The sequence below is a fragment of the Nesterenkonia sp. F genome, from assembly GCF_000220985.1.
Classification (GTDB): domain Bacteria; phylum Actinomycetota; class Actinomycetes; order Actinomycetales; family Micrococcaceae; genus Nesterenkonia.
The window spans coordinates 1-19,978 of record NZ_AFRW01000016.1 but is presented as its reverse complement, the minus strand read 5'-3'; the positions used below and the strand labels follow the sequence as shown (position 1 = coordinate 19,978).

At 71.7% G+C, this 19,978-nt stretch carries 19 protein-coding genes, 1 tRNA gene and 2 pseudogenes; 5 read left to right on the top strand and 17 right to left on the bottom strand.

Annotation, left to right across the window (positions count from 1 at the left end; genetic code table 11):
• Positions 1-14 precede the first annotated feature (14 nt).
• Entirely contained in the window at positions 15-671 is a 657-nt protein-coding gene (locus tag GU5_RS13490) for a hypothetical protein (protein WP_010523854.1), read from the top strand.
• A gap of 80 nt (positions 672-751) precedes the next feature.
• A tRNA-Arg gene (locus GU5_RS0101705) sits at positions 752-827 on the top strand.
• Positions 828-890: 63 nt separating this feature from the next.
• Here the strand turns inward: GU5_RS0101705 and GU5_RS0101700 are convergent.
• The 9 genes and pseudogenes from GU5_RS0101700 to idi form a co-directional block, all read right to left on the bottom strand.
• Positions 891-1,271: a VOC family protein gene (locus GU5_RS0101700; protein ID WP_010523853.1), complete on the bottom strand. Its 381-nt coding sequence runs from the start codon at positions 1,269-1,271 to the stop codon at positions 891-893.
• A gap of 120 nt (positions 1,272-1,391) precedes the next feature.
• A pseudogene (locus GU5_RS15760) lies at positions 1,392-1,851 on the bottom strand (pyrimidine dimer DNA glycosylase/endonuclease V).
• A gap of 2 nt (positions 1,852-1,853) precedes the next feature.
• A complete protein-coding gene (locus tag GU5_RS0101690; RefSeq protein WP_050806549.1) occupies positions 1,854-3,074 on the bottom strand; it encodes a ferrochelatase in 1,221 nt (406 codons plus the stop codon).
• Between the two features lie 52 nt (positions 3,075-3,126).
• Positions 3,127-3,975: a prenyltransferase gene (locus GU5_RS0101685; RefSeq protein ID WP_010523851.1), complete on the bottom strand. Its 849-nt coding sequence runs from the start codon at positions 3,973-3,975 to the stop codon at positions 3,127-3,129.
• Positions 3,965-4,321, bottom strand: a complete 357-nt coding sequence (locus GU5_RS0101680; protein WP_237704644.1) for a lycopene cyclase domain-containing protein — start codon at positions 4,319-4,321, stop codon at positions 3,965-3,967. The genes GU5_RS0101685 and GU5_RS0101680 overlap by 11 nt, the downstream gene beginning before the upstream one ends.
• The gene (locus tag GU5_RS0101675) at positions 4,318-4,653 is read right to left on the bottom strand and encodes a lycopene cyclase domain-containing protein (protein ID WP_010523849.1); all 336 of its coding nucleotides are present in this window, start codon (positions 4,651-4,653) and stop codon (positions 4,318-4,320) included. The genes GU5_RS0101680 and GU5_RS0101675 overlap by 4 nt, the downstream gene beginning before the upstream one ends.
• Positions 4,638-6,206, bottom strand: a complete 1,569-nt coding sequence (crtI, locus tag GU5_RS0101670) for a phytoene desaturase family protein (protein ID WP_010523848.1) — start codon at positions 6,204-6,206, stop codon at positions 4,638-4,640. The genes GU5_RS0101675 and crtI overlap by 16 nt, the downstream gene beginning before the upstream one ends.
• Positions 6,203-7,096: a squalene/phytoene synthase family protein gene (locus GU5_RS0101665; protein ID WP_010523847.1), complete on the bottom strand. Its 894-nt coding sequence runs from the start codon at positions 7,094-7,096 to the stop codon at positions 6,203-6,205. The genes crtI and GU5_RS0101665 overlap by 4 nt, the downstream gene beginning before the upstream one ends.
• Positions 7,093-7,668 (bottom strand): isopentenyl-diphosphate Delta-isomerase, encoded by a 576-nt coding sequence (gene idi, locus GU5_RS0101660; RefSeq protein WP_010523846.1) that lies wholly within the window; start codon positions 7,666-7,668, stop codon positions 7,093-7,095. Before idi ends, GU5_RS0101665 begins: the two co-directional genes overlap by 4 nt.
• Before the next feature lie 66 nt (positions 7,669-7,734).
• On the opposite strand from idi, the gene GU5_RS0101655 reads away from it, so the two are divergent.
• Together GU5_RS0101655 and GU5_RS0101650 are read left to right on the top strand one after the other, a co-directional pair.
• Positions 7,735-8,292: a MarR family winged helix-turn-helix transcriptional regulator gene (locus GU5_RS0101655; protein WP_010523845.1), complete on the top strand. Its 558-nt coding sequence runs from the start codon at positions 7,735-7,737 to the stop codon at positions 8,290-8,292.
• Between the two features lie 113 nt (positions 8,293-8,405).
• Entirely contained in the window at positions 8,406-9,542 is a 1,137-nt protein-coding gene (locus GU5_RS0101650; RefSeq protein WP_010523844.1) for an alkene reductase, read from the top strand.
• Positions 9,543-9,567: 25 nt separating this feature from the next.
• On the opposite strand, the gene GU5_RS0101645 is transcribed toward GU5_RS0101650, so the two are convergent.
• From GU5_RS0101645 to GU5_RS0101630, 4 genes are all read right to left on the bottom strand, one after another.
• Positions 9,568-11,172 (bottom strand): molybdopterin-dependent oxidoreductase, encoded by a 1,605-nt coding sequence (locus tag GU5_RS0101645; protein ID WP_237704643.1) that lies wholly within the window; start codon positions 11,170-11,172, stop codon positions 9,568-9,570.
• Between the two features lie 46 nt (positions 11,173-11,218).
• Entirely contained in the window at positions 11,219-12,010 is a 792-nt protein-coding gene (locus GU5_RS0101640; protein ID WP_010523842.1) for an anti-sigma factor domain-containing protein, read from the bottom strand.
• Positions 12,000-12,602 carry a sigma-70 family RNA polymerase sigma factor gene (locus GU5_RS0101635; RefSeq protein ID WP_010523841.1) on the bottom strand — a complete coding sequence of 201 codons (603 nt, stop codon included), beginning with the start codon at positions 12,600-12,602 and terminating at the stop codon, positions 12,000-12,002. Before GU5_RS0101635 ends, GU5_RS0101640 begins: the two co-directional genes overlap by 11 nt.
• Before the next feature lie 137 nt (positions 12,603-12,739).
• Positions 12,740-13,459, bottom strand: coding sequence for a fasciclin domain-containing protein (locus GU5_RS0101630; RefSeq protein ID WP_010523840.1), 720 nt, complete (start codon positions 13,457-13,459; stop codon positions 12,740-12,742).
• A 324-nt stretch (positions 13,460-13,783) separates the two neighbouring features.
• Here GU5_RS0101630 and GU5_RS0101625 point away from each other — a divergent pair, with 324 nt between their 5' ends.
• Positions 13,784-15,313, top strand: coding sequence for an MFS transporter (locus tag GU5_RS0101625; RefSeq protein ID WP_010523839.1), 1,530 nt, complete (start codon positions 13,784-13,786; stop codon positions 15,311-15,313).
• A 293-nt stretch (positions 15,314-15,606) separates the two neighbouring features.
• Here GU5_RS0101625 and GU5_RS13480 read toward each other — a convergent pair.
• From GU5_RS13480 to GU5_RS0101605, 4 genes and pseudogenes are all read right to left on the bottom strand, one after another.
• Positions 15,607-15,807 (bottom strand): annotated as a pseudogene (locus GU5_RS13480) (cold-shock protein); the annotation flags it as partial.
• 229 nt (positions 15,808-16,036) lie between these two features.
• On the bottom strand, positions 16,037-18,466 hold the full coding sequence (locus GU5_RS0101615; RefSeq protein ID WP_050806548.1) for an FdhF/YdeP family oxidoreductase: 2,430 nt from the start codon (positions 18,464-18,466) through the stop codon (positions 16,037-16,039).
• 69 nt (positions 18,467-18,535) lie between these two features.
• The gene (fdhD, locus tag GU5_RS13475; RefSeq protein WP_010523836.1) at positions 18,536-19,438 is read right to left on the bottom strand and encodes a formate dehydrogenase accessory sulfurtransferase FdhD; all 903 of its coding nucleotides are present in this window, start codon (positions 19,436-19,438) and stop codon (positions 18,536-18,538) included.
• Positions 19,426-19,978, bottom strand: a 553-nt coding sequence (locus tag GU5_RS0101605) for a molybdopterin-binding protein (protein ID WP_010523835.1), incomplete at its 5' end; no start/stop codon positions are given. The genes fdhD and GU5_RS0101605, both read right to left, overlap by 13 nt.

Below are 19,978 nucleotides of genomic sequence, written 5' to 3'. Positions count from 1 at the left end.
GGTGAGGAAGCAGCATGTCCACACGGCGGAAGAAGCCCCGCGGCGCACCGCAGTCGTCCGCGGACAGGAGCTCGAGGACGTCGGCCGGGCCCTCCGCCTCGCCCGTCGCCGGCTCCGCCGCGCAGCGCGCGGCCGCACAGTCCCAGCCCATGATGCTCGTCGGCGCGCTGGTCGTCACCGCGGTCTTCCTCTTCGGCTATCTGCACCTGCTCGTGCTGCCGCAGATGACCCAGCTCTCGGGCGGCTTCGCGATGCCCGACGCCCGGGTCCTCGGCTACGGCCTCGAGGACGTCGAGCGACTCCAGCACGTGATGGACGCCGACGCCCGCGGGCAGCTGAGCTTCGTGCACAAGACCGCCGGCACGCTGTTCCCGCTGGCGGTGCTGCTCGCCTCCTGGGCGGCCGTCGGCCTGGTCATGCGGCGGAGGGCACGCTGGCTGGTGCTGGTCGGCGCGGCGGCCTTCGCCGTGGTGGACATCGTCGACAACGTGCTCATCGACCGGCTGCTGGCCGCCGACGCGCCGTCGACGGCCGCTGTGACGACCGCCTCGACGCTGACCGTCACCGGCTGGGCGCTGCTGGTCGTCGTCGGGCTCTGTGTGCTGGTCTCCGTGCTGACCCGGCTGTTCCGCCGCACCGTGATCGAGCCGACCACGCAGCGCGGAGACTGACCCCCGACGCCCCGCGCCCACCCGGACGGTCCGGGCGATGCGGTGCACGCCGATCCAGGCGGTAGGATGGTCCCGGTCCGGCCCCCGTAGCTCAGGGGATAGAGCACCGCTCTCCTAAAGCGGGTGTCGCAGGTTCGAATCCTGCCGGGGGCACCAGGTGACGTGCCGAGGGCGCCGGGCGCGCGTCGGAGACGAGGTCCGTCCGCGCCTGTTCCGCGCCTACTCCGCGGGAGGGTGCTCAGCCACGCAGAACAGGTTGCCCTCGGGGTCCGCCACGACGGACCACCGCACATGAGGGTGCTCGTCGAGGACGTCCCACCGATGGACCGCCCCGAGGGCGACGGCCCGCTCGACCTCCGCGACGCGCCGGCCCCAGGGGACGGTGAGGTCCAGATGCGCGTCCTGACGCTCGGGGCGGGGCCCGCCGCGCGGGTGGAACATCATCGGCACCCCTCCGGCCTCATCGGCCGGCAGATAGGCCATCCCCGCATAGAGGTGCGGCGTCACCCCCAGGAATCCGGCCCAGAAGCTGCCCAGTCCCTCCGGATCGTCGGCCTCCACGTTCCATGCACCCAGTGTGATCGGCGGCGTCGTGGTCATCGCGTCCCCTCCTCATGAGGCGGAACCTCTCGGTCGGACGGTCGAACCTGCGTTCGATGCCGATTATTCCGCGACGTCGGGGACGAACCCCGACCCGCACCCCGGTCACCACGGCGCCAGTCACCGACTCGCCCCGCGCTCCCAAGGCTCGACGTCGCCGGGCACCACGCGGAACAGCGGATGAGCCGTCGAGGTCGCGTCGACGAACCGCGCCTCGAGCGCCTCGAGCACCTCCGGCGAGCGTCGGGCGAGCTTGGCCCGCAGGTGCCTCCCCCTCCACGGCGAGCTGCCCCGTCGTCACCGCGATGGGCTCGACGACGGCATAGGGCTCCGGCGGCCTCTCGATACGGCCGGCGTCGAACCGGTAGCCGCGCGCCGTCGCCTCCTCGTGCAGACCGGAGAGGTACGCCCCGACGGCGGCGACCGGGTCCGGATGAGCGCGGAACCGTTCGAGCTGCGGGTGGCGGGTGTAGCCGCGCGTGCGGCCCAGCAGGACGGCCTGGGCCAGCAGAGTCTCCCGCCAGCAGGCGATCAGCCCCTGCCGGTCCAGGACCGAGGGGTGCAGCGACCAGATGCGCATGCCTAGGGCTTCACCCCCGCCGCGGCAGCGCTGAAGCCGCGCCGGACGTTCTCGCAGCACCCCGGACGGCAGACGTCGTACCAGGGGCCCAGATCGGTCAGGTGCGGGCGCCGCTCCGGCTCCACCGCCTGCATGCGCTCCTCGAGCAGGTCGACCAGGCTGGTCACGAAGGCCTCGTGCGCACCCGGAGTCCGGGTCCGCACCGCATGCAGCCCGGCCTCGCCGGCGGCCTCCATCGCTTCCTCGTCCAGGTCCCAGAGCACCTCCATGTGGTCGCTGAGGAAGCCCAGCGGGACCACGGCGACGGCCTTCACGCCCTCAGCGGGCAGCTCGGCGATGCGGTCGCAGACGTCCGGCTCCAGCCACGGCTGCGAGGGCGGACCGGAGCGGGACTGGTAGACCAGCTCCCAGCCGGTCTCCGCACCGGCCTGCCCGTCGGCCCGCAGCTGCTCGATGATCTGCCCGCCGACGGCCCGATGCTGGGCCGCATAGGCGCCGCCCTCGCCCAGGCCCAGCCCCTGCGGGCCTGAACGCTCGGCGTCGGCGGTCGGGATCGAGTGGGTGGCGAAGAGCACGCGGATCTCGTCCGGAGCCAGGCCCTCCTCCGCGAATCCGCGCAGCGCATCGGCCACGCCCTCGGCGAAGGGCTGGACGAACCCGGGGACGTCGAAGAACTGGCGGACCTTGTCGATCTGCACCGTCCCGGCGAGTCCGGTGTCCAGCACCGCTCGGGCGAAGTCCTCCCGGTACTGGCGGCAGCTGGAGTAGGAGCTGTAGGCGCTGGTCGCCACGGCCAGCAGGCGGGTGTGCCCGGCCTCGGCCGCCTCCTTCACCGTGTCCTCGAGGTAGGGCGTCCAGTTCCGGTTGCCCCAGTAGACGGGGTGCTGCAGACCGCGGCGCCGCATCTCGGCCTCGATCGCCGCCCGCAGCTGCCGGTTGTGCTCGTTGATCGGACTCACGCCGCCGAAGTGGCGGTAGTGGACGGCGACCTCCTCCAGGCGCTCGTCCGGGATGCCCCGCCCGCGGGTGACGTTGCGCAGGAACGGCAGGACGTCGTCCTGCCCCTCGGGCCCGCCGAAGCCGGCCAGCAGGATCGCATCGTACTCCTGTGCGGAGGAGACGTGCGGCGCGCCGGGGGCCGAGGCCTCCGTGGCGAAGGGCACCTCGGCGTGCTGGACGTCGTCGGGCCGGGAGCCCCCGGCTGTTGGAATCGAATCTGACATGGTGTCGGTCCTCTCGTTGTCGGTCAGCTGTCTGCGACGGTCGGCGGCGGAATCATGCCGCCAGGATCAGCAGGATCGTCAGCGCGGCGCCGGCCGCGTAGTTGATCCAGAGGAAATGGCGCCAGCCCCGATGCGCGCGGTCGGCCTGGGCGTCGGTGAGGCTGCGGTGCGGGAACGCCGCGGCCAGGTACGGCAGCACGAGCAGCCCGGCCAGAGCACCGGGCCAGCCGGCGCCGATCACCAGGATCCCCGACGCCGTCCAGAGCGTCAGGGCGAACCGCACGGTCCGGCGGGCGCCCAGCGCCGTGCCGATGGAGCTGATCCCCGCCTCGCGGTCCGGGCCGATGTCCTGCACCGCGCCGAAAGCATGGCTGGCGACGCCCCAGAGCAGGAAGGCGCCCAGCGCGCAGCCGACGACGGCGTCGACCTCGGCGTCGACCAGGGCCAGCCCGTAGGCCGCCGGGGTGACGAAGTGCAGGCTGGAGGTCAGCGAGTCCAGCACCGGGATCTCCTTGGTCCGCAGCGGGGGCGCGGAGTAGGCCACCAGGGCCACGAGGCTCACCGCGAGCACGGCCCACGACGCCGGATCGCCGAGCAGGACCAGCGCCGCCACGAAGGGCAGCATCAGCAGAGCACTGACCACCAGCATCGGACGGTGCAGCCGCGGAGACAGCAGCGCACCCTCGGCGCCGCCCTTGCGCGGATTGGCCAGGTCGGAGGCATGGTCGAAGACATCGTTGATCCCGTACAGCGCCAGGTTGTAGGGGATCAGGAAGAACACGGTGCCGACGATCAGCGCGAGGTCCACGCTCCCGCCGCCCAGCAGACAGGCGGCGGCGAAGGGGTAGGCGGTGTTGATCCAGCTCAGCGGTCGCGAGGATCTCAGCAGGTCAGCGATCATGCGACCTCCTGCGCGACGTCGCAGGCTCGAGCAGCACCCACAGGGCCGGCAGCAGGATCGCCGCGGCCACCGGATAGGCGAAGTCCTCGACCGGCGCCAGCCCGAGGCGCACGCCGGAGATGACCTCCTCGGCATAGCTGAACAGGCCGACCGCGATCATCAGATTGTCGAAGACCGCGGTGAGCACGAGCAGCACGACGGCGGCCAGCCCGGCCGCCGGGAGCATCACGGCGGCCGCTCGGCGCCGTCCGTCCCCGCGGCGGTGGACGACGGCGGCCGCCCCCGCGACCAGCGTGGCGGCGACCAGGAACATCGCACAGAGCAGCGGATACGTCGTCGGGTTCATCGGCGAGCACCCCGCAGGAAGCGCTGGGCGCCCAACGTCAGCACCATCGTCAGGTGGCAGAGGAAGAGCAGGAAGAACAGCTCCTCCAGCGGCAGCTGGGGAGCGAGCATCACTCCCGTCATGTACGGACCGTCTCCATGGAGGAAGACCCCCAGGGAGATGCCGGCGAGATCCCAGGCCAGGAAGAAGACCAGGCCGGCGGCCAGCACGACCGCCGCACGCCGCGGGTCCCGGAAGATGAAGAGCTCGAAGCGTCGGTCGATCAGCAGCATTCCCGCAGTCGAGAGGACCAGCGCGGCGAGGTAGAGGACGCTCATCATCGCCTCCCCCATGCTCCGCCTCCCGATTCGCCGTGCGCGTCCCGGCGCAGCGCCGTGCGCACCAGCTCCGCGCTGATCAGACACATCGGCACGCCGATGCCGGGCATCGTCGTCGCCCCGGCATAGTACAGCCCGCCGAGCTTCGGCGAACGGACGGGACCGCGCAGGAAGGCGCTCTGCCGCAGCGTATGAGCCGGCCCGAGAGCTCCGCCGCGCCACGCGCCGAAGTCTCGGGCGAAGTCCTCCGGCCCGATGCTGCGGCGCACGACGACGCGTCCGGCGAGGTCGTCGATGCCCGCCCAGTCTCCGATCTGCTCGATCGCCTCGTCGACGATGCGCTCCACCGCCGCGTCCCCGGCCCCGTCGACGCCCCCGGATCCGAGGCCGACGTCGGCGCGGGTGGGGATGAGCACGAAGAGGTTCTCATGGCCCGGCGGCGCGACGTCGTCGGTGGCGCTGGGACGGCACACGTAGATCGACCGCGGCGCCCCGCCGGACGGCCGCCGTCCGGCGATCTCGTCGAACCCGCGCTGCCAGTCGTCGGTGAACAGCAGCGAGTGATGGGCCAGCTCCGGCAGCTCGCCCTCGACGCCCAGCAGAGCCAGCACCGCACCCGGGCCGGGGTCCAGACGTCGCCACCGGCGGGCGGAGCGGGTCCGGTGCCGGGGCCGGAGCAGCTCGGTCTCGGTGACGTGCATGTCCGCGGCGGAGACCACGACGTCGGCTTCCACGAACTCCCGCCGGCCGTCGTCGGCGATCAGATGTACTCCGGTGACGCGCCCGCCGGACTCGGCGATGTGCCGGACCCGGCATCCGGTGCGCAGCACCGCGCCCTGTTCCTCGGCCATCCGTGCCACCGCCCGCACCACCGCGCTGAATCCCCCGCGCGGGTGCAGCACGCCTTGGGCGACGTCGAGATGACTCATCAGGTGATAGAGGCTGGGGGCGTCCGACGGGGACGTGCCGAGGAAGACCGCGGGATACCCCAGGATCTTGCGGAGCCGCTCGTCGCCGACATGACGGGCGATGAACCTGTCGAGCGGCTCGCCCAGCAGCCGCAGCAGCCGCGGCAGTCGTCGCACCAGCGCGGGATCGAGGAAGTCCCGCGGCGAATCGTAGAGCGTATGCAGCAGACGGTCGACGGCGAGCCGGTGGGTCTCCGCCGCGGAGTCGAGATACGTGTCCAGCGAGTCCGAGGGGCCCGTCAGCTCGAGCAGGGCCTCGCGCGCACCGTCGGCCGGGAGGTCGAACGCCTCGTCGCGCCCCTCGAAGAAGACCCGATAGGACGGGTCGAGCCGGAGGAGTTCGAGCTGGTCGGCCGCCGTGGTGCCGAACTCGGCGAAGAAGCGATCGAAGACTTCGGGCATGAGATACCACGACGGACCGGTCTCGAAGCGGAAGCCGTCGTGCGTCCATTCGCCGGCGCGGCCGCCGAGCGCGTCGCGCGCCTCGAAGACGGTCACGTCCAGCCCCTCGCGGGCCAGCAGCGCGGCGGCGGCGAGCCCCGAGAACCCTCCGCCGACCACTGCGGCGGTGCGCGGACGCCGGCCGCGCGGCGCGCTCATCGGGCGCCCCCGACCGCACCGTCGACCAGAGCCCCGAGGACGATGCGCGCCTTGGCTCGGCGGGGCACCGAGACCCGACGACGCTGCAGCTCGGCGGCAGAGGTGCGGCGCAGGCGCACGGCGAGCTCCTCGAAGAGCCCCGCGGCCAGGGCGGTGGCACGACGAGATCCGCGGGGAAGCATGGCGATGGCCCGGCGCGCGGCGACGAGGTCCGCGTCGATGTCGGCGAGGATCTCGGACTTTCGCGCCTCTCCCAGCTCGCCGGGCTCGGTGCCGGGGAAATACGCGCGTCCCAGCAGCTGGGCGTCCTCGCCCAGGTCACGGAGGAAGTTGATCTTCTGGAAGGCCGCGCCCAGCCGTGCGGCTCCCGCCTCGAGAGGCTCCTGCTCCACCTCAGCGGCCCGATGACCGCGCAGGAAGACGCGCAGACACATCAGCCCCACGACTTCCGCCGATCCGTGCACGTAGCTGCGGTACTGCTCCTCGCTCAACGAGCGCACCGGCTCGAGATCGCGACGCATCGAGCGGAAGAAGGCCTCGACGAGGGAATCCTCGATCCCCGCCGAGCGAGCGGTGGTCACGAAGGCGTGGACGATGAGATCGGCGCTGTATCCCGACCGCCGAGCGGACAGCACCTCGGCCTCGAGGGCGTCGAGCGCGGCCCGACGAGCCGAAGGGTCCAGCCCCGCCTCCTCAGCAGTGCCGTCGACGAGCTCGTCGGCCACGCGGACCAGTGCGTAGACGCTCCGGATGCCGACGCGCTCGTCCGGAGGCAGAAGGGCCGCGGCCAGCCCGAAGGAGGTCGAATACCCGCGGATGACCCGTGCGGCCGCCGACTCGGCGGTCCGCGAGTAGAGGCTCAGCGGCGTCATGGCAGACACGGCGGTCATGGCGCACCTCCCGAGGTCGAGGGGACGGCACCCGCGCCGCCCGCCTGGTAGAGATCCATCTGCGCGACCTGCTCGACCAGCCAGGGGGAGAAGACCTGCGGTACGGCCTCCACGGCGGCGCGGAGCCGCTCGGGCGTGGTCCAGGTCAGCTCGGCGACCTCGTCGGGGTTCGGCCGAGGGTCGGCATTCGTCGTCGCACGGACCACCGGGCAGATCTCATGCTCGACCACCCCGGAGGCGTCGGTGGCACGATAGCGGAAGTCGGGCAGCACGACCTCGAGGCCGTCGACCGTCAGGCCCAGCTCGTGCCGAGCATGCCGACGCACGGCGTCCTCCACGGCCTCCTCCGGCGCGGGGTGACCGCAGAAGGAGTTCGTCCACACTCCCGGCCAGGTACGTTTGTGCAGCGCCCGGCGGGTCAGGAGGATCTGCCCCGACGAGGTCAGGACATGGCAGGAGAAGCCCAGATGCAGGGGCGTCTGCTCGGAGTGCACCGTGTGCTTGGGCGCGGCCCCGCACGGGTGCCCGTCGCGCGTCAGCAGCACGACCTCGTCGGGCCTCTCGTCTCCCATGGACCGACCTCACTCGTTTAGCCTAGCTAGTAATCAACTCAGCTGATAATAACTCAAGGAAGTCTCATGGCGCACCACCCTGACCCAGCGGACGACGCCGAAGGGTTCTCCATGCTCGACCCGCGGGTGATGGATCCGGAGGAGGATCTGGCCCCGCACGGGCACCTCCCGACGCACGAGATGGACCAGATCGTCGACGTGCTCGAAGCCCTGCGGCGCTGGCGTCTCGCCGAGCGCCGGATGAACGAGGCGTCGCGCCGCTACATGCAGCTCGGCGAGACGGACATGCGGGCGCTCCGCTTCCTCATCTCCGCACAGCGCCACGAGACGCTGGCCACGCCCAGCGACCTCGCGAGGCACCTGGAGATCTCGACGGCCTCGGTGACCAAGCTCCTCGACCGGCTGGCCGCGCAGGATCACATCCGACGTCTCCCCCACCCCGACGACCGACGAAGCACCGCCGTCGAGGTCGCCGAGGAGACGCGCCGCGCGGCGCGACGGTCCGTCGGACGCACCCACGCCGCCCGATTCCGGGCCGCGGCGGACCTCGCCCCCGAAGAGCGCGACGTCGTGATCAGGTTCCTCGACGCCCTCTCCTCGTCCGAGGCCCCGCCTCCGCCGTGATCTCCGACGGCGTGACCTCGGGCACACCGCGGAATCAGCGACGCCGTCGGCCCGTTGCCCCGTCGAGTGAGACCGGGCAGGCGCCCGGCAGACCCTCGCGAAAGGACCTCCGGATGACGACCCCCGTCGATGAGCAGACCGCAGCGCAGAAGCTCTTCTCCCCCGCCCGCCTGGGCGCCGTCGAGCTGGACAACCGCCTGGTGATGGCACCGCTGACCCGCATCCGCGCCGGCGAGGACGGCGTGCCCACCGAGGCGATGGTCAGCTACTACGCCCAGCGCGCCTCGCTGGGGATGATCGTCACCGAGGGCACCTTCCCCGTCGGCGAGGGCCGCACCTGGATCGGCCAGCCCGGCATCGAGACGTCGGCGCAGATCGCCGGCTGGCGGAAGGTCGCCGACGCCGTCCACGCCGCCGGCGGCACGATCGTCATGCAGCTCATGCACGGCGGCCGCATCGGCCACCCTCTGGTCTCCACCACCGGCCGGGTCACCGCCCCCTCGGCGCTCGCCGCCCCCGGTCAGATCCGCACGCCCGAGGGCAAGGACGAGCACCCGGTGCCGCATGCGCTGACCACGGATGAGGTCGGCGAGACGATCGAGCAGTTCGTCGCCGGCGCCCGGAACGCGATCGCCGCCGGCATGGACGGGGTGCAGATCCACGGCGCCAACGGCTATCTGCTGCACGAGTTCACCGCCCCCTCGACCAACACCCGCACCGACCCGTACGGCGGCTCCCCGGAGAACCGTGCTCGGCTGTCGGTCGACGTCGCCGCCGCAGTGTCCGCGGCGATCGGGGCCGACCGCACCGGCATCCGGCTCTCCCCGCAGCACAACATCCAGGGCGCGCTGGAGGAGGACGCCGACGACGCGCTGGCCACCTACCGCGCGCTGGCCGAGGGGCTGGCGCCGCTGGGTCTGGCCCACGTCGACGTGCTCCACGCCGAGCCGGCCGGCGAGCTGGTCCAGGCCATCCGTCGCGTCTCCGGCGCCCCGCTGGTCGCCAACACCGGCTTCAGCGTGCAGACCACCCGCGAGGAGGCGATCACGCTGGTCGCCGACGACGTCGCCGAGGCGGTCGGCGTCGGGCGGTCGGCGATCGCCAACCCTGACCTGGCCCGCCGGTGGGAGCTCGACGCCGAGGAGAACGCTCCGGTGCCGGAGACCTTCTACGTCGGCGGCGAGCGCGGCTACACCGACTACCCGACGCTCGAGGAGACGGCGGAGACGGCGGAGACCCTGCAGAACTGATCGCCGGGGTCCGACCGCGGCGGGATCATCGCTCGACCACGGTGAAGGTGATCCGGTGGTGTCCGGTGGCCGCATTGGGGATCGGCTCGGTCCGCTCGGCGGTCTGCACCGTGCCCGCGCGATCGATCGCGCGCACGGTGACGGCGTGCTGTCCCGGCTCGACGTCGCGGAACTCATGGCGCCACTGCCGCCACGTGTCGATCGAGACCTCCTCGGCGAGCTCCACCTCCTGCCAGCCGCCGTCGTCGAGCCGGACGTCCACGCGCGCGACGCCGACATGCTGAGCCCAGGCGGTGCCGGCCACGACGACCGTGCCGGCGGGGACCTCCTCGAGCGCACCGGGCACCTCGATGCGCGAGGCCACCAGGATCGGCGCCCGCGCGTCCCATCCCCGGTCCGTCCAGTAGGCGGTCTCCCGGTCGAAGCGGGTCACCTTCAGCTCGACGACCCATTTCGTCGCCGAGACGAAGCCGTAGAGCCCGGGCACGACCAGACGGGCGGGGAACCCGTGCTCGCGGGGGAGCGGCTCGCCGTTCATGCCCACCGCCAGCAGCGACCCCCGTTCGTCGGCGAGCGCCTCCAGCGGCGTCGAGGCGGTGAATCCGTCCACGGAGCGGGAGAGCACCATGTCGGCCTCGGGCAGCGGCCGGGCGCGCTCCAGCAGTCGGCGCACCGGATGGCCCAGCCAGGTGGCGTTGCCCACCAGCTCCCCACCCACCGGGTTGGAGACGCAGGCCAGGGTGATGTGGTGCTCCTCCATCGGCAGCTCGAGCATCTCGGCCATGTCGATCTCGACCTCCTGCTCGACCATGCCGGTGATCCGCAGCGTCCACTCCTCCGGGAGCAGCTCGGGGACCACCAGGGCCGTGTCGATGCGGTAGAAGTCGTCGGTGGGCGTCACGAAGGGCACCACGCCGTCGACGTCGACGGCGGCGCCGTCGGGAATCGCCGCAGCACGCACGACGGGATCCGGCAGCACCATGCGCACTGCGCGACCGCCGATCTCTCGGCCGACGATGCTGACCGACCGACCGAAGGCGAGCGAGGCCGCGCCGACCGCCGTCGCCGCGCCGGCCAGGCCGAGGAAGGCGCGCCGAGCCGTGCGCACGGCGTCGGGGTCCACCTCGCCCGGAGACGATGAGGACGCCCATCCGGCCGCGGCACGACGGACGAGCAGCACCAGCGTCGTCACGCCGATCGCCGACCCCACGAACGTGGGGACGACGTCGACCGGATCGGTCTCGGGTCGCCGGAGCACCAGCGCGGCCAGCGCGGCCCCGGCGACGGTGAAGACCGCCACGGCGAGGCCGAGCCGCCGCCGGGCGACCACGCCGATGCCGACGGCGAGCAGCAGTCCGCCGAGGGTCATCCCGACGAGCAGCACAGTCTTGTTCGCGCTGCCGAAGGTGGAGATCGCGAAGTCCTGCAGGGCCGGCGGCGTCACCTCGATGAGCGTCGATCCCAGAGCCACCAGCGGCGCGGCCGTGGGCGCGAAGAACCGCGCCGCCGCGTCGGCGACGCCGAGGAACACCACAGTGGCCAGCACCCCGGCCGCCGCATGCCGCAGGGCCCCGCCGCGCATCCGGCGGCGGGGCCCTGCAGTCGTCGATCTGCTCGTCACATGTTCCATGCTCGGTGTTCGGACCGAGTCCGGCGGTCGGATGGGTGCGCCGCCGTCACAGCTCAGCGACCATCACCGGATCGCTGGTCGGCTGGGGGGAGCCGCCCTCGGGCTCGAGGGTCACTCCGAAGGTCGCCGACTCGCCGAAGTCCTGACCGGTGACCATGGAGGGACCCTGGGCAGACATCAGGCCGACGTCGTGCGCGCCGTCCTCGTCGATGATCCACATCTGCAGGTCCTCGGACTCTCCGGGGTCCTCCACCTGGTGCGGCATGACCATCATCGCCTGCTGCTCCACCGAATAGGAGAGCGTCACCTGCGCACCGTCGGGCGTCTCCATCCGCCGCGTATCCAGGTCGGGCGCACCCAGGAGGCTCTCGGCCTGCTGCCGCTGGGACTCCATCTCCTCCACCTGCGCCTGCAGGTCCTGTCGATCCTGATGCGCGTCGAGGGCGACGCCGCCGAGGACGACGGCGACCAGCAGCAGCACCGAGGCGGCCAGGGCGAAGAGCATGGCGGGTCCACGGCGTGGAGGGCGCGTCCGGGCCCCGACGGTGCCGGCGGAGGCCTCGTCGGCGGCGGAAGTGCCCTGCTCCCGGACCGCGCCGGGCTCAGCGGCCGTCTGCCCGGTCGCCGCGGGGATCTCCAGGATGGCCCGCTCGACGTCGTCGGACGGTACGACGGGTTCATCGGTCGCGGCCAGCAGCCCCATGGTCTCCTCGAAGGAGGCGACCTCCTCGCGGAAGGACTCGTCCTGGGCCCACAGTCGGTCGGCCTCGGCCTGCTCCGACTCGGAGAGACCGCCGAGCACACGGCCGGCGGCAAGGTATTCGCGATCAGCGTCCATCGGCCACCCCCAGGTCTGCTCGCAGTCGTCTCATCCCGTCACGGATCCTCGTCTTGACCGTCCCGAGCGGAACCCCGAGACGCGCGGCGACCTCCCGGTGACTCAACTCCTGGTAGTAGGCCAGGGCGATCGCCTGCGCCTGATCCTCCGGGATCCCTCGGAGGGCCGTCGCCGCGCGGGCGGACTCTACGCGGTCGAGCGCCGCCGACGAGGCGTCGGGCACCTCCGAGTGGGCCGCACGCATTCCCTCCGAGTAGTCGCGGTCCTGCTGGGACTGCACCGACCGGACGCGGTCGATGGCCCGGCGGCGACACATGGTCGTCAACCAGGCCCGACCGCTTCCGCGGCCGGGATCGTAGCTCGAGGAATCGGACCAGACGTCGGTGAAGACCTCCTGGAGGACCTCCTCAGCCAGGGAGCGATTGTGCAGCACGCGCATGGCGACAGCCAGCAGGATCGCTCCCTGGTGCCGATAGAGGTCCTCGAACGCGGCGACGTCGCCTGCGGCGACGCGACACAGAAGGGAACCGCAGATGTCGCCGCTGTCCGCGTCCGTCTGCGGCGGATCGGCGGACGATCTGGACTCATGCATGGGTCAAGCATGCCAGGTCAGCGCCCGGGGCACGACGCACGCGGCGCCGTGTGTCGGCGATGGCGTCGTGCCCCGATGCCGACCGTGCGACGCCGAAGCGCCCGCAGGCTTCTGCTGAGAACCGGCAGCACCGAAGGTCACTGCTCGGCACCCTCGGGCATCAGCACACCGTCGATCATGTAGACGGTGGCGTTGGACGTCTGCACTCCGCCGCACACCAGGCCGGCGTCGTCGAACATCAGCTCCTCGCCTTCGCCGTCGATCGTCACCGTGGCGCCATTGACGGTCTCGTGCTCGCCGGCGATCTCATCGGGGGACAGCTGACCGGGGATGACGTGGTATGTCAGCACGTCGGTCAGGGCCTGGGAGTCCTCGGCGAGTGCGTTCAGGTCCTCCTCGGGGACGTCGGCGAAGGCGTCGTCGACCGGCGCCAGGACCGTGAACTCGTCGCCGTTCAGGGTGTCGACCAGGTCGACGTCCGAGTTCAGCTCGCCGGAGACTGCGTCGGTCAGCGTGGTCAGCATCGGGTTGTTCGAGGCTGCGGTGGCCACCGGGTCCTGGGCCATGCCCTCGACCGAGCCGTCGCCGTCCGGCACCTGCTCGGCATAGTCCGAGCACTGCGAGCCGACCAGATTCGCCGCCGGGTCCATCTCGGCGGAGTCTTCGGAGGACTCCATGTCCTCCGACGGGCTCTCCGAGCCTTCCATGTCCTGCGACTCCTCGCCGGACATCGAGCTCTCCTCCTGAGTCATCTCGTCGCCGCCGTCGGCGGAGCCGTCGCCGCCGCCGTCGCCGCAGGCCGTCAGCCCCAGCAGCGCGACCGCGCCGATGCCGAGCAGGGTCGTCGTGGAACGCATCTGAGTCTTCATCGTGGGTCTCCCTCACGGTCGGATCCGCCGGAGGCCTCTCCCCCGGACGGTCAGCGGCGACTCCTCGTCGCGCTGTGTCCCGGTGTTCGGAGCATCGGGCCCGTCGGATTGGTCGACGCTGCGCGGAGACGCCTCCGGATCCCGAAACATTACAGATGTAATGTTCAGTGCTACGATGGCTTCGCCGGGCCGCGAACGGCCCGGAAGGACGGTCAGCGCCTCCGCCGCCGATATGCCCCAGGCGGCCCATCTGACGAGATGATCCCGCTGCGCCCCGCCGTCCCGCGCAGCGATGCGGAAGGTCCAGGGACGATGTCCTCGCATCCCCATCAGAACCTCGACGCGCCGTCGCGCGCATCCCGAGCCGGAGCCCGCCAGTGGCTGGGCCTGGCCACCCTCGTGCTGCCGGTGCTGCTGATCTCCATCGACATGACCGTGCTCAGCTTCGCCGTGCCGCACCTCAGCGAAGCACTGGCCCCGAGCGGCGAGCAGCTGCTGTGGATCGTCGACATCTACGGCTTCATGCTCGCCGGCCTGCTGGTCACCATGGGCTCGCTGGGCGACCGCATCGGACGACGCCGGCTGCTGCTGGTCGGCGCGGCCGCCTTCGGCGTCGCCTCGGCCGCCGCCGCGCTCAGCCCGAACCCGGAGGTGCTGATCGCCGCCCGCGCGGTGCTCGGCCTGGCCGGAGCCACGCTGATGCCCTCGACGCTCTCGCTGATCCGCCACCTCTTCCCCGACGAGCGGCAGCGCACCGTCGCCATCGCCGTCTGGGGCTCGGCCTTCTCCGCCGGTGCGGCCCTGGGGCCGATCGTCGGGGCGGTGCTGCTGGAGCACTTCTACTGGGGCTCGGTCTTCCTGATCAACGTCCCGGTCGTCGCGCTCCTGCTGGTGACCGTGCCCCTGCTGGTCGGCGAGTCCCGCACACCGACGCCGGGCGGACTCGATCCGCTGAGCGTGGTGCTCTCGCTGGTCGGCATGCTCGCGGCGGTCTTCGGCCTGAAGAAGCTCGCCGAGGGCGAGGTCGGCGTCCTGCCGATCGCCGCCCTGGCGGCCGGTGTCGGGCTGGTCACGCTCTTCGTCCGGCGGCAGAAGCGGCTGACGGATCCGCTGATCGACCTCGAGCTCTTCGCCGTGCCCCGGTTCCGCGCCGGGGTGATGGGCAACTTCCTGCTGGTCTTCGCGATGGTCGGCTCACTGTTCTTCCTCTCCCAGCTGCTGCAGCTGGGCTACGGGATGCGTCCGCTGCACGCCTCGCTGGTGCTGGTGCCCGGGCTGATCATCTCCGTGGTCGCCAGCTTCATCGTCATCCCGATCGCGCGACGCACCTCGCTGCGCACCGCCATCGTCGGCGGCATCCTGATCAACGCCGCCGGGTTCGTCGTGCTGGCGCTGGTGCCGACCGCCGACGGCGCCGTCGTCGCGCTCTGCGCCTTCGCTCTGCTGGGACTGGGCTCCGGTCTGGCCGAGACGATGACCAATGACGCCATCCTCACCGCCGCACCGCCGGACCGGGCGGGCGCGGCCTCGGCGATCTCCGAGACCGCCTACGAGCTCGGCGGTGCGCTGGGCGTCGCTGTGCTGGGCAGCGTGCTCTCGGCCGGCTACACCGCCCATCTGGGCGACGTCGAGGGTCTCGGCGGCCCGATGCCGGAGGCCGCGACACAGACGCTGGGCGGGGCGGTATCGGCCGCCGAGCAGATGGGCGGCTCGGCCGGCGAGGCCCTGCTGACTGCGGCCCGGGCGGCCTTCATCGACGGCGTGCACCTGACCAGCGCGATCGCCGCGGTCTTCGTGCTCGCAGCCGCGGTGCTGGTGGGTGCGCAGCTGCGCCGTCGCTGACCCTCCCCCGTCCGGCGTCGGTTGTCGTGGGGCTGTGAGATGTCGTGGCGCTATAGCACTACGACATCTCACAGCCCTGCGACACGTGGGGTCCTCCGGACACGGAACCGCCGCAGACCCCCGACCCCACACGCCCCGGGCCCGCGCAGATCGAACCCGCGCACCTCGCCCCGCACACAGAACCGGCCCCCGACGATCGCACGAGGCGATCGTCGGGGGCCGGTCTGCTGCGGTTCAGCTCACCGTCGTGCACGCATCATGCGGCACGGGCGGGAGTCTCCGCTGGGGTTCAGGAGGGGGTTGACGTCCTCCGCCTGCAGGCCCTTCGGGCCGCGGGCGGTCTCGAACTCCACCTTCTGATTCTCCTCGAGGGTACGGAACCCGGAGCTCTGGATCGCGCTGAAGTGCACGAAGACGTCGTCCGAGCTGTCGTCGGGTGCGATGAACCCGTAGCCCTTCTCAGCGTTGAACCATTTCACGGTGCCAGTGGCCATTGTGTTTCCTTACTCTACTTCCGATGCACCGATCTCACGATGCTTGTCCCGCGCCCACCCTGGCCGGGCCGGACGCGGCGTTCATGAAGGCCGCTGGACTGTGGGGAACGACGTCTGCTGTGCGTCTGATCAGCGTACGCGCAACCTGCGCGCGACGTCGTGGAAAGTCTTGAGTGGTCAATCATCGGCACACCCTCCCGCCGCGGCGGGCGATGCGCTACTCACCAGCCTACGCCATCACACCGGCTGAGTCGATGACCGAGCCCTCCTCAGTCTCCGCGGATTCGGCCGATCCCCCGCGATGCCGTTCGAAGCGGACCATCATCGCCTTGAACCCGGGGGTGTTCGACTCGCGGGCCACCAGCTCCCGATGGACCAGCTCGTTGGCCTCCGGGTAGTAGGCCGCCGCGCAGCCGCGCGCCGTCGGATATCCCACCAGCCGGTAGCGTTCGCCGCGCAGCTCGCGACCGCGGAAGACCGAGACGACGTCGACCAGGTCCCGGTCGGCGAAGCCCAGGGCGGCCAGGTCGTCGGGATGGATCAGAATCACCCGGCGCGCGTCGGAGATGCCGCGGTAGCGGTCGTCGAGGCCGTAGATGGTGGTGTTGTACTGGTCGTGCGAGCGCATCGTCTGCAGCACCAGATGGCCTTCCGGCGCGGCCAGGTACTCGAGGCCGGAGACGGTGAACGCCGCGCGTCCGTCCTCGGTGTCGAAGGAGCGGCTGTCCCGCGGCGCATTGGGCAGCACGAAGCCGTACTTCTGCCGGATCCGGCGGTTGAAGTCCTCGGTGCCGGGGATCACTCGCGAGGCGTGGTCGCGGATGACGTCATAGTCCTCGCCCATGGCCCGCCAGTCGACGACGTGGTCCTCGCCGAGCATCGCCTGCGCCATCCGAGAGATGATCACCGGCTCGGCCAGCAGGTGGTCGGAGACCGGCTCCAGCCGCCCCTGGGTGGAGCTGATGACCGACATCGAGTTCTCCACCGAGAGGAACTGCCGGCCGCCGGGGTGCTTGTCGTCGCGGTCGGAGCGGCCCAACGTCGGCAGGATCAGCGCCGTGCCGCCGTGCACCACATGCGAACGGTTCGGCTTGGTGGAGACCTGCACCGTCAGTCCCGTCCGGCGCATGCCGGTCTCCATCATCCGGGTGTCGGAGTTCGCGCGGGCCAGGTTGCCGCCCATGGAGACGAAGACGTCGACCTCGCCGTCGGCCATCGCCTGCATCGCCTCGGTGGAGTCGTACCCCACCTTCCGCGGCGTCTCGAGGCCGAACTCCGCGTCGAGACGCTGGTGGAAGCTCTCCGGCATCTGCTCCCAGACGCCGAAGGTGCGGTCGCCCTGGACATTGGAGTGACCGCGGACCGGGCAGGGGCCGGCGCCGGGCTTGCCGATGTTGCCCTGCAGCAGCAGCACGTTGACGATCTCACGGATGGTGTCCACCGAGTGGGGCTGCTGGGTGAGCCCCAGCGCCCAGCAGACCACCGTCGCCTTCGAGTCGAGGAGCATCTGCCCGACCCGTTCGATCTCCGCACGGGTCAGCCCGGTGGCGGCCTCGATCTCGTCCCAGTCGATCTCGGCGCGGGCGGCTCGGTACTCGGCGAACCCGCGGGTCTTCTCCTCCAGGAACCGGTGGTCGAGCACGGTGCCGGGGCTCTCCTCCTCTGCGGCCAGCAGCAGGTGCCCCAGCGCCTGGAAGAGCGCCTGGTCGCCGCCGACCTTGATCTGGAGATGCTCGTCGGAGACCCGGTGGCCGTCGCCGATCAGCCCGCTGGGGGTCTGCGGGTCCTTGAAGTTCATCAGGCCGGCCTCGGGCAGCGGATTCACGGCCACGACCTTGCCGCCGTTCTTCCGCGCCTCAGTCAGCGAGCCGAGCATGCGCGGGTGGTTGGAGCCGGGATTCTGCCCGACGACCAGCACCAGCTCGGACTGCTCGACGTCCTCCAGGGTGACGGTCCCCTTGCCCACGCCCAGCGTCGGGGTCAGCGCCGCGCCCGAGGACTCATGGCACATGTTCGAGCAGTCCGGCAGGTTGTTCGTCCCCAGCGACCGGGCCATCAGCTGGTACATGAAGGCGGTCTCGTTGGCGGTGCGGCCGGAGGTGTAGAAGACGCAGCGGTCCGGCGTCGTCGCCCGGACGTGCTCGCCGATCGTCGCGAAGGCCTCGTCCCAGCTGATCGGCCGGTAGTGGGTGTCGCCCTCGCGCAGGACCATCGGGTGAGTGATGCGGCCGGCCTGCCCGAGCCAGTAGTCGGTGGCCTCCTCCAGCTCGGCGATCGAGTGCTCGGCCCACCACTCCGGGGTGGCCACCCGCTGGGTGTTCTCCTCGGCGAGCGCCTTGGCGCCGTTCTCGCAGAACTCCACATGCTTGCGCGCGCCCTTGATCGACTCCGGCCAGGCACAGCCGGGGCAGTCGATGCCGTCGGGCTGGTTCACCCGGTAGAAGGACCGCACCGTCCGGCTCACGCCGCCCTGCGTCAGACCGCGGGCGAAGGAGACTCCGACGGCGGTCAGCCCGGCCGCCGAGCGCTTCGGCGCCGAGACGCTCAGCGCGTCCTCGTCGATCTCCTCGACCTCGACCCGACGGCCGCGGACGCCGTCGCCGGTCTCCTCGAGCTCGTCGGAGGTCGCTTCACCGTGACGTCCGTGGATCAGTCCCATGCCGCCATTGTCCCAGAGGACCCCGTCCAGTGACATACCTCACCGGCGATTCACGGCGCCGGAACCGGGTCAGCCGTCGGCGGCCTCTGCGGCGGCGTCCGAAGCGCCGCCCTCCGACTCGCCGCCGGCCTGCTCGTCCGTGAGCTCCACGATCCGCTCGGGATGGGTGTAGATGTTCGCCCCCGAGCCGCGCGAGAAGCCGACCAGCGTCAGCCCGGCGCGCTCGGCGAGGTCCACGGCCGTCGACGACGGCGCCCCGACGGCGGCGAGCAGCTCCATGCCGGCGAGCGCGGCCTTCTGCACCAGCTCGAAGGAGGCCCGCCCGGAGACCTGCAGGGCAGTGCCGGTCAGCGGCAGACGGTGGTCCATCAGCGCCCAGCCGACGACCTTGTCCACCGCATTGTGCCGGCCGACATCTTCGCGCAGACAGAGCAGCTCGCCGTCGCCGGTGAAGATCCCGGCGGCGTGGACTCCCCCGGTGCGATCGAAGATCGACTGCGCCGCGCGCAGCGTGTCCGGCAGGTCCATCAGCGTCTGCGCGCCGAGGCGCAGTCGAGGCCCCCCGGCGGGGCGCTCGGGCAGCGTCTTCTCCACCGCATCGATGGAGGTGGTCCCGCAGATGCCGCAGGCCGAGGTGGTCACCACCTCGCGGCGGCGGCCCACCGGCACGCGCTCCAGCCCGGGGGCCAGCGCGGCGTCGATGACGTTGTAGGTCTGCAGCCCGTCCTCGTCGGTGCCGACGCAGTAGCGCAGCCCGCGCAGCTCCTCGGCCGCTCCGATGATCCCCTCGGAGACCAGGAAGCCGGCGCAGAGCTCGAAGTCATGACCGGGGGTGCGCATCGTGACGACGAAGGATTCGCCGGCCAGGCGCAGCTCCATGGGCTCCTCCACGGCGACGACGTCGGCGCGGGTGCGCACCGCGCCGTCGCGGCTCAGTCGGGTCACGCGGTGGCGCTGGGTCAGGCGTCCCATGCGGCCTCCCCTCGGTCGGCGGTCCAGGGCAGCAGGTGCAGTCTTGCAGTCGACCCGGCGGCCGCGCCTCCCGCGGGGACCTCGGCCAGCGCATCGGCGGCGGCGAGCCCGCGCAGCATCGCCGACCCGTCGCGGCCGGCGGGCACGACGCCGGTGCGGTCGCGGACCACCGGCAGCAGCCGGGTGCCGCGCCGGGCTCCGGGCAGCTCCTCGGCGACGCGATCGATCCCCAGTCCGCGTTCCTCGGGGTGCTCGTGGCCGGCGAGCCCGTCGAGCACCACGCGTCCCAGACCCAGCAGCGCGGCGAAGCCGGCCAGCGGGTTTCCGGGCATCCCGAGCACGAGGCTCCCGCCGAGCCGGGCGAGGACCGTCGGATGACCGGGCCGCATGGCGATCCCGTCGACGAGCATCTCGGCGTCGAGCCGTCCCAGCGCCGGGTGCAGCGCGTCGGCCGCGGAGCCGGCCGTGCCGCCGGTGGTCAGGATCAGGCGCGGGGCCGCGCGGTCCTCGTCCGCCGCGCCCTCGGCACGTCGTCGCCGT

Coding starts and splice junctions, on each gene's coding strand:
- GU5_RS13490 (WP_010523854.1), top strand. CDS start 15: ATGTCCACACGGCGGAAGAAGCCCCGCGGCGCACCGCAGTCGTCCGCG.
- GU5_RS0101700 (WP_010523853.1), bottom strand. CDS start 1,271: ATGACCACGACGCCGCCGATCACACTGGGTGCATGGAACGTGGAGGCC.
- GU5_RS0101690 (WP_050806549.1), bottom strand. CDS start 3,074: ATGTCAGATTCGATTCCAACAGCCGGGGGCTCCCGGCCCGACGACGTC.
- GU5_RS0101685 (WP_010523851.1), bottom strand. CDS start 3,975: ATGATCGCTGACCTGCTGAGATCCTCGCGACCGCTGAGCTGGATCAAC.
- GU5_RS0101680 (WP_237704644.1), bottom strand. CDS start 4,321: ATGAACCCGACGACGTATCCGCTGCTCTGTGCGATGTTCCTGGTCGCC.
- GU5_RS0101675 (WP_010523849.1), bottom strand. CDS start 4,653: ATGGGGGAGGCGATGATGAGCGTCCTCTACCTCGCCGCGCTGGTCCTC.
- crtI (WP_010523848.1), bottom strand. CDS start 6,206: ATGAGCGCGCCGCGCGGCCGGCGTCCGCGCACCGCCGCAGTGGTCGGC.
- GU5_RS0101665 (WP_010523847.1), bottom strand. CDS start 7,096: ATGACCGCCGTGTCTGCCATGACGCCGCTGAGCCTCTACTCGCGGACC.
- idi (WP_010523846.1), bottom strand. CDS start 7,668: ATGGGAGACGAGAGGCCCGACGAGGTCGTGCTGCTGACGCGCGACGGG.
- GU5_RS0101655 (WP_010523845.1), top strand. CDS start 7,735: ATGGCGCACCACCCTGACCCAGCGGACGACGCCGAAGGGTTCTCCATG.
- GU5_RS0101650 (WP_010523844.1), top strand. CDS start 8,406: ATGACGACCCCCGTCGATGAGCAGACCGCAGCGCAGAAGCTCTTCTCC.
- GU5_RS0101645 (WP_237704643.1), bottom strand. CDS start 11,172: ATGGAACATGTGACGAGCAGATCGACGACTGCAGGGCCCCGCCGCCGG.
- GU5_RS0101640 (WP_010523842.1), bottom strand. CDS start 12,010: ATGGACGCTGATCGCGAATACCTTGCCGCCGGCCGTGTGCTCGGCGGT.
- GU5_RS0101635 (WP_010523841.1), bottom strand. CDS start 12,602: ATGCATGAGTCCAGATCGTCCGCCGATCCGCCGCAGACGGACGCGGAC.
- GU5_RS0101630 (WP_010523840.1), bottom strand. CDS start 13,459: ATGCGTTCCACGACGACCCTGCTCGGCATCGGCGCGGTCGCGCTGCTG.
- GU5_RS0101625 (WP_010523839.1), top strand. CDS start 13,784: ATGTCCTCGCATCCCCATCAGAACCTCGACGCGCCGTCGCGCGCATCC.
- GU5_RS0101615 (WP_050806548.1), bottom strand. CDS start 18,466: ATGGGACTGATCCACGGACGTCACGGTGAAGCGACCTCCGACGAGCTC.
- fdhD (WP_010523836.1), bottom strand. CDS start 19,438: ATGGGACGCCTGACCCAGCGCCACCGCGTGACCCGACTGAGCCGCGAC.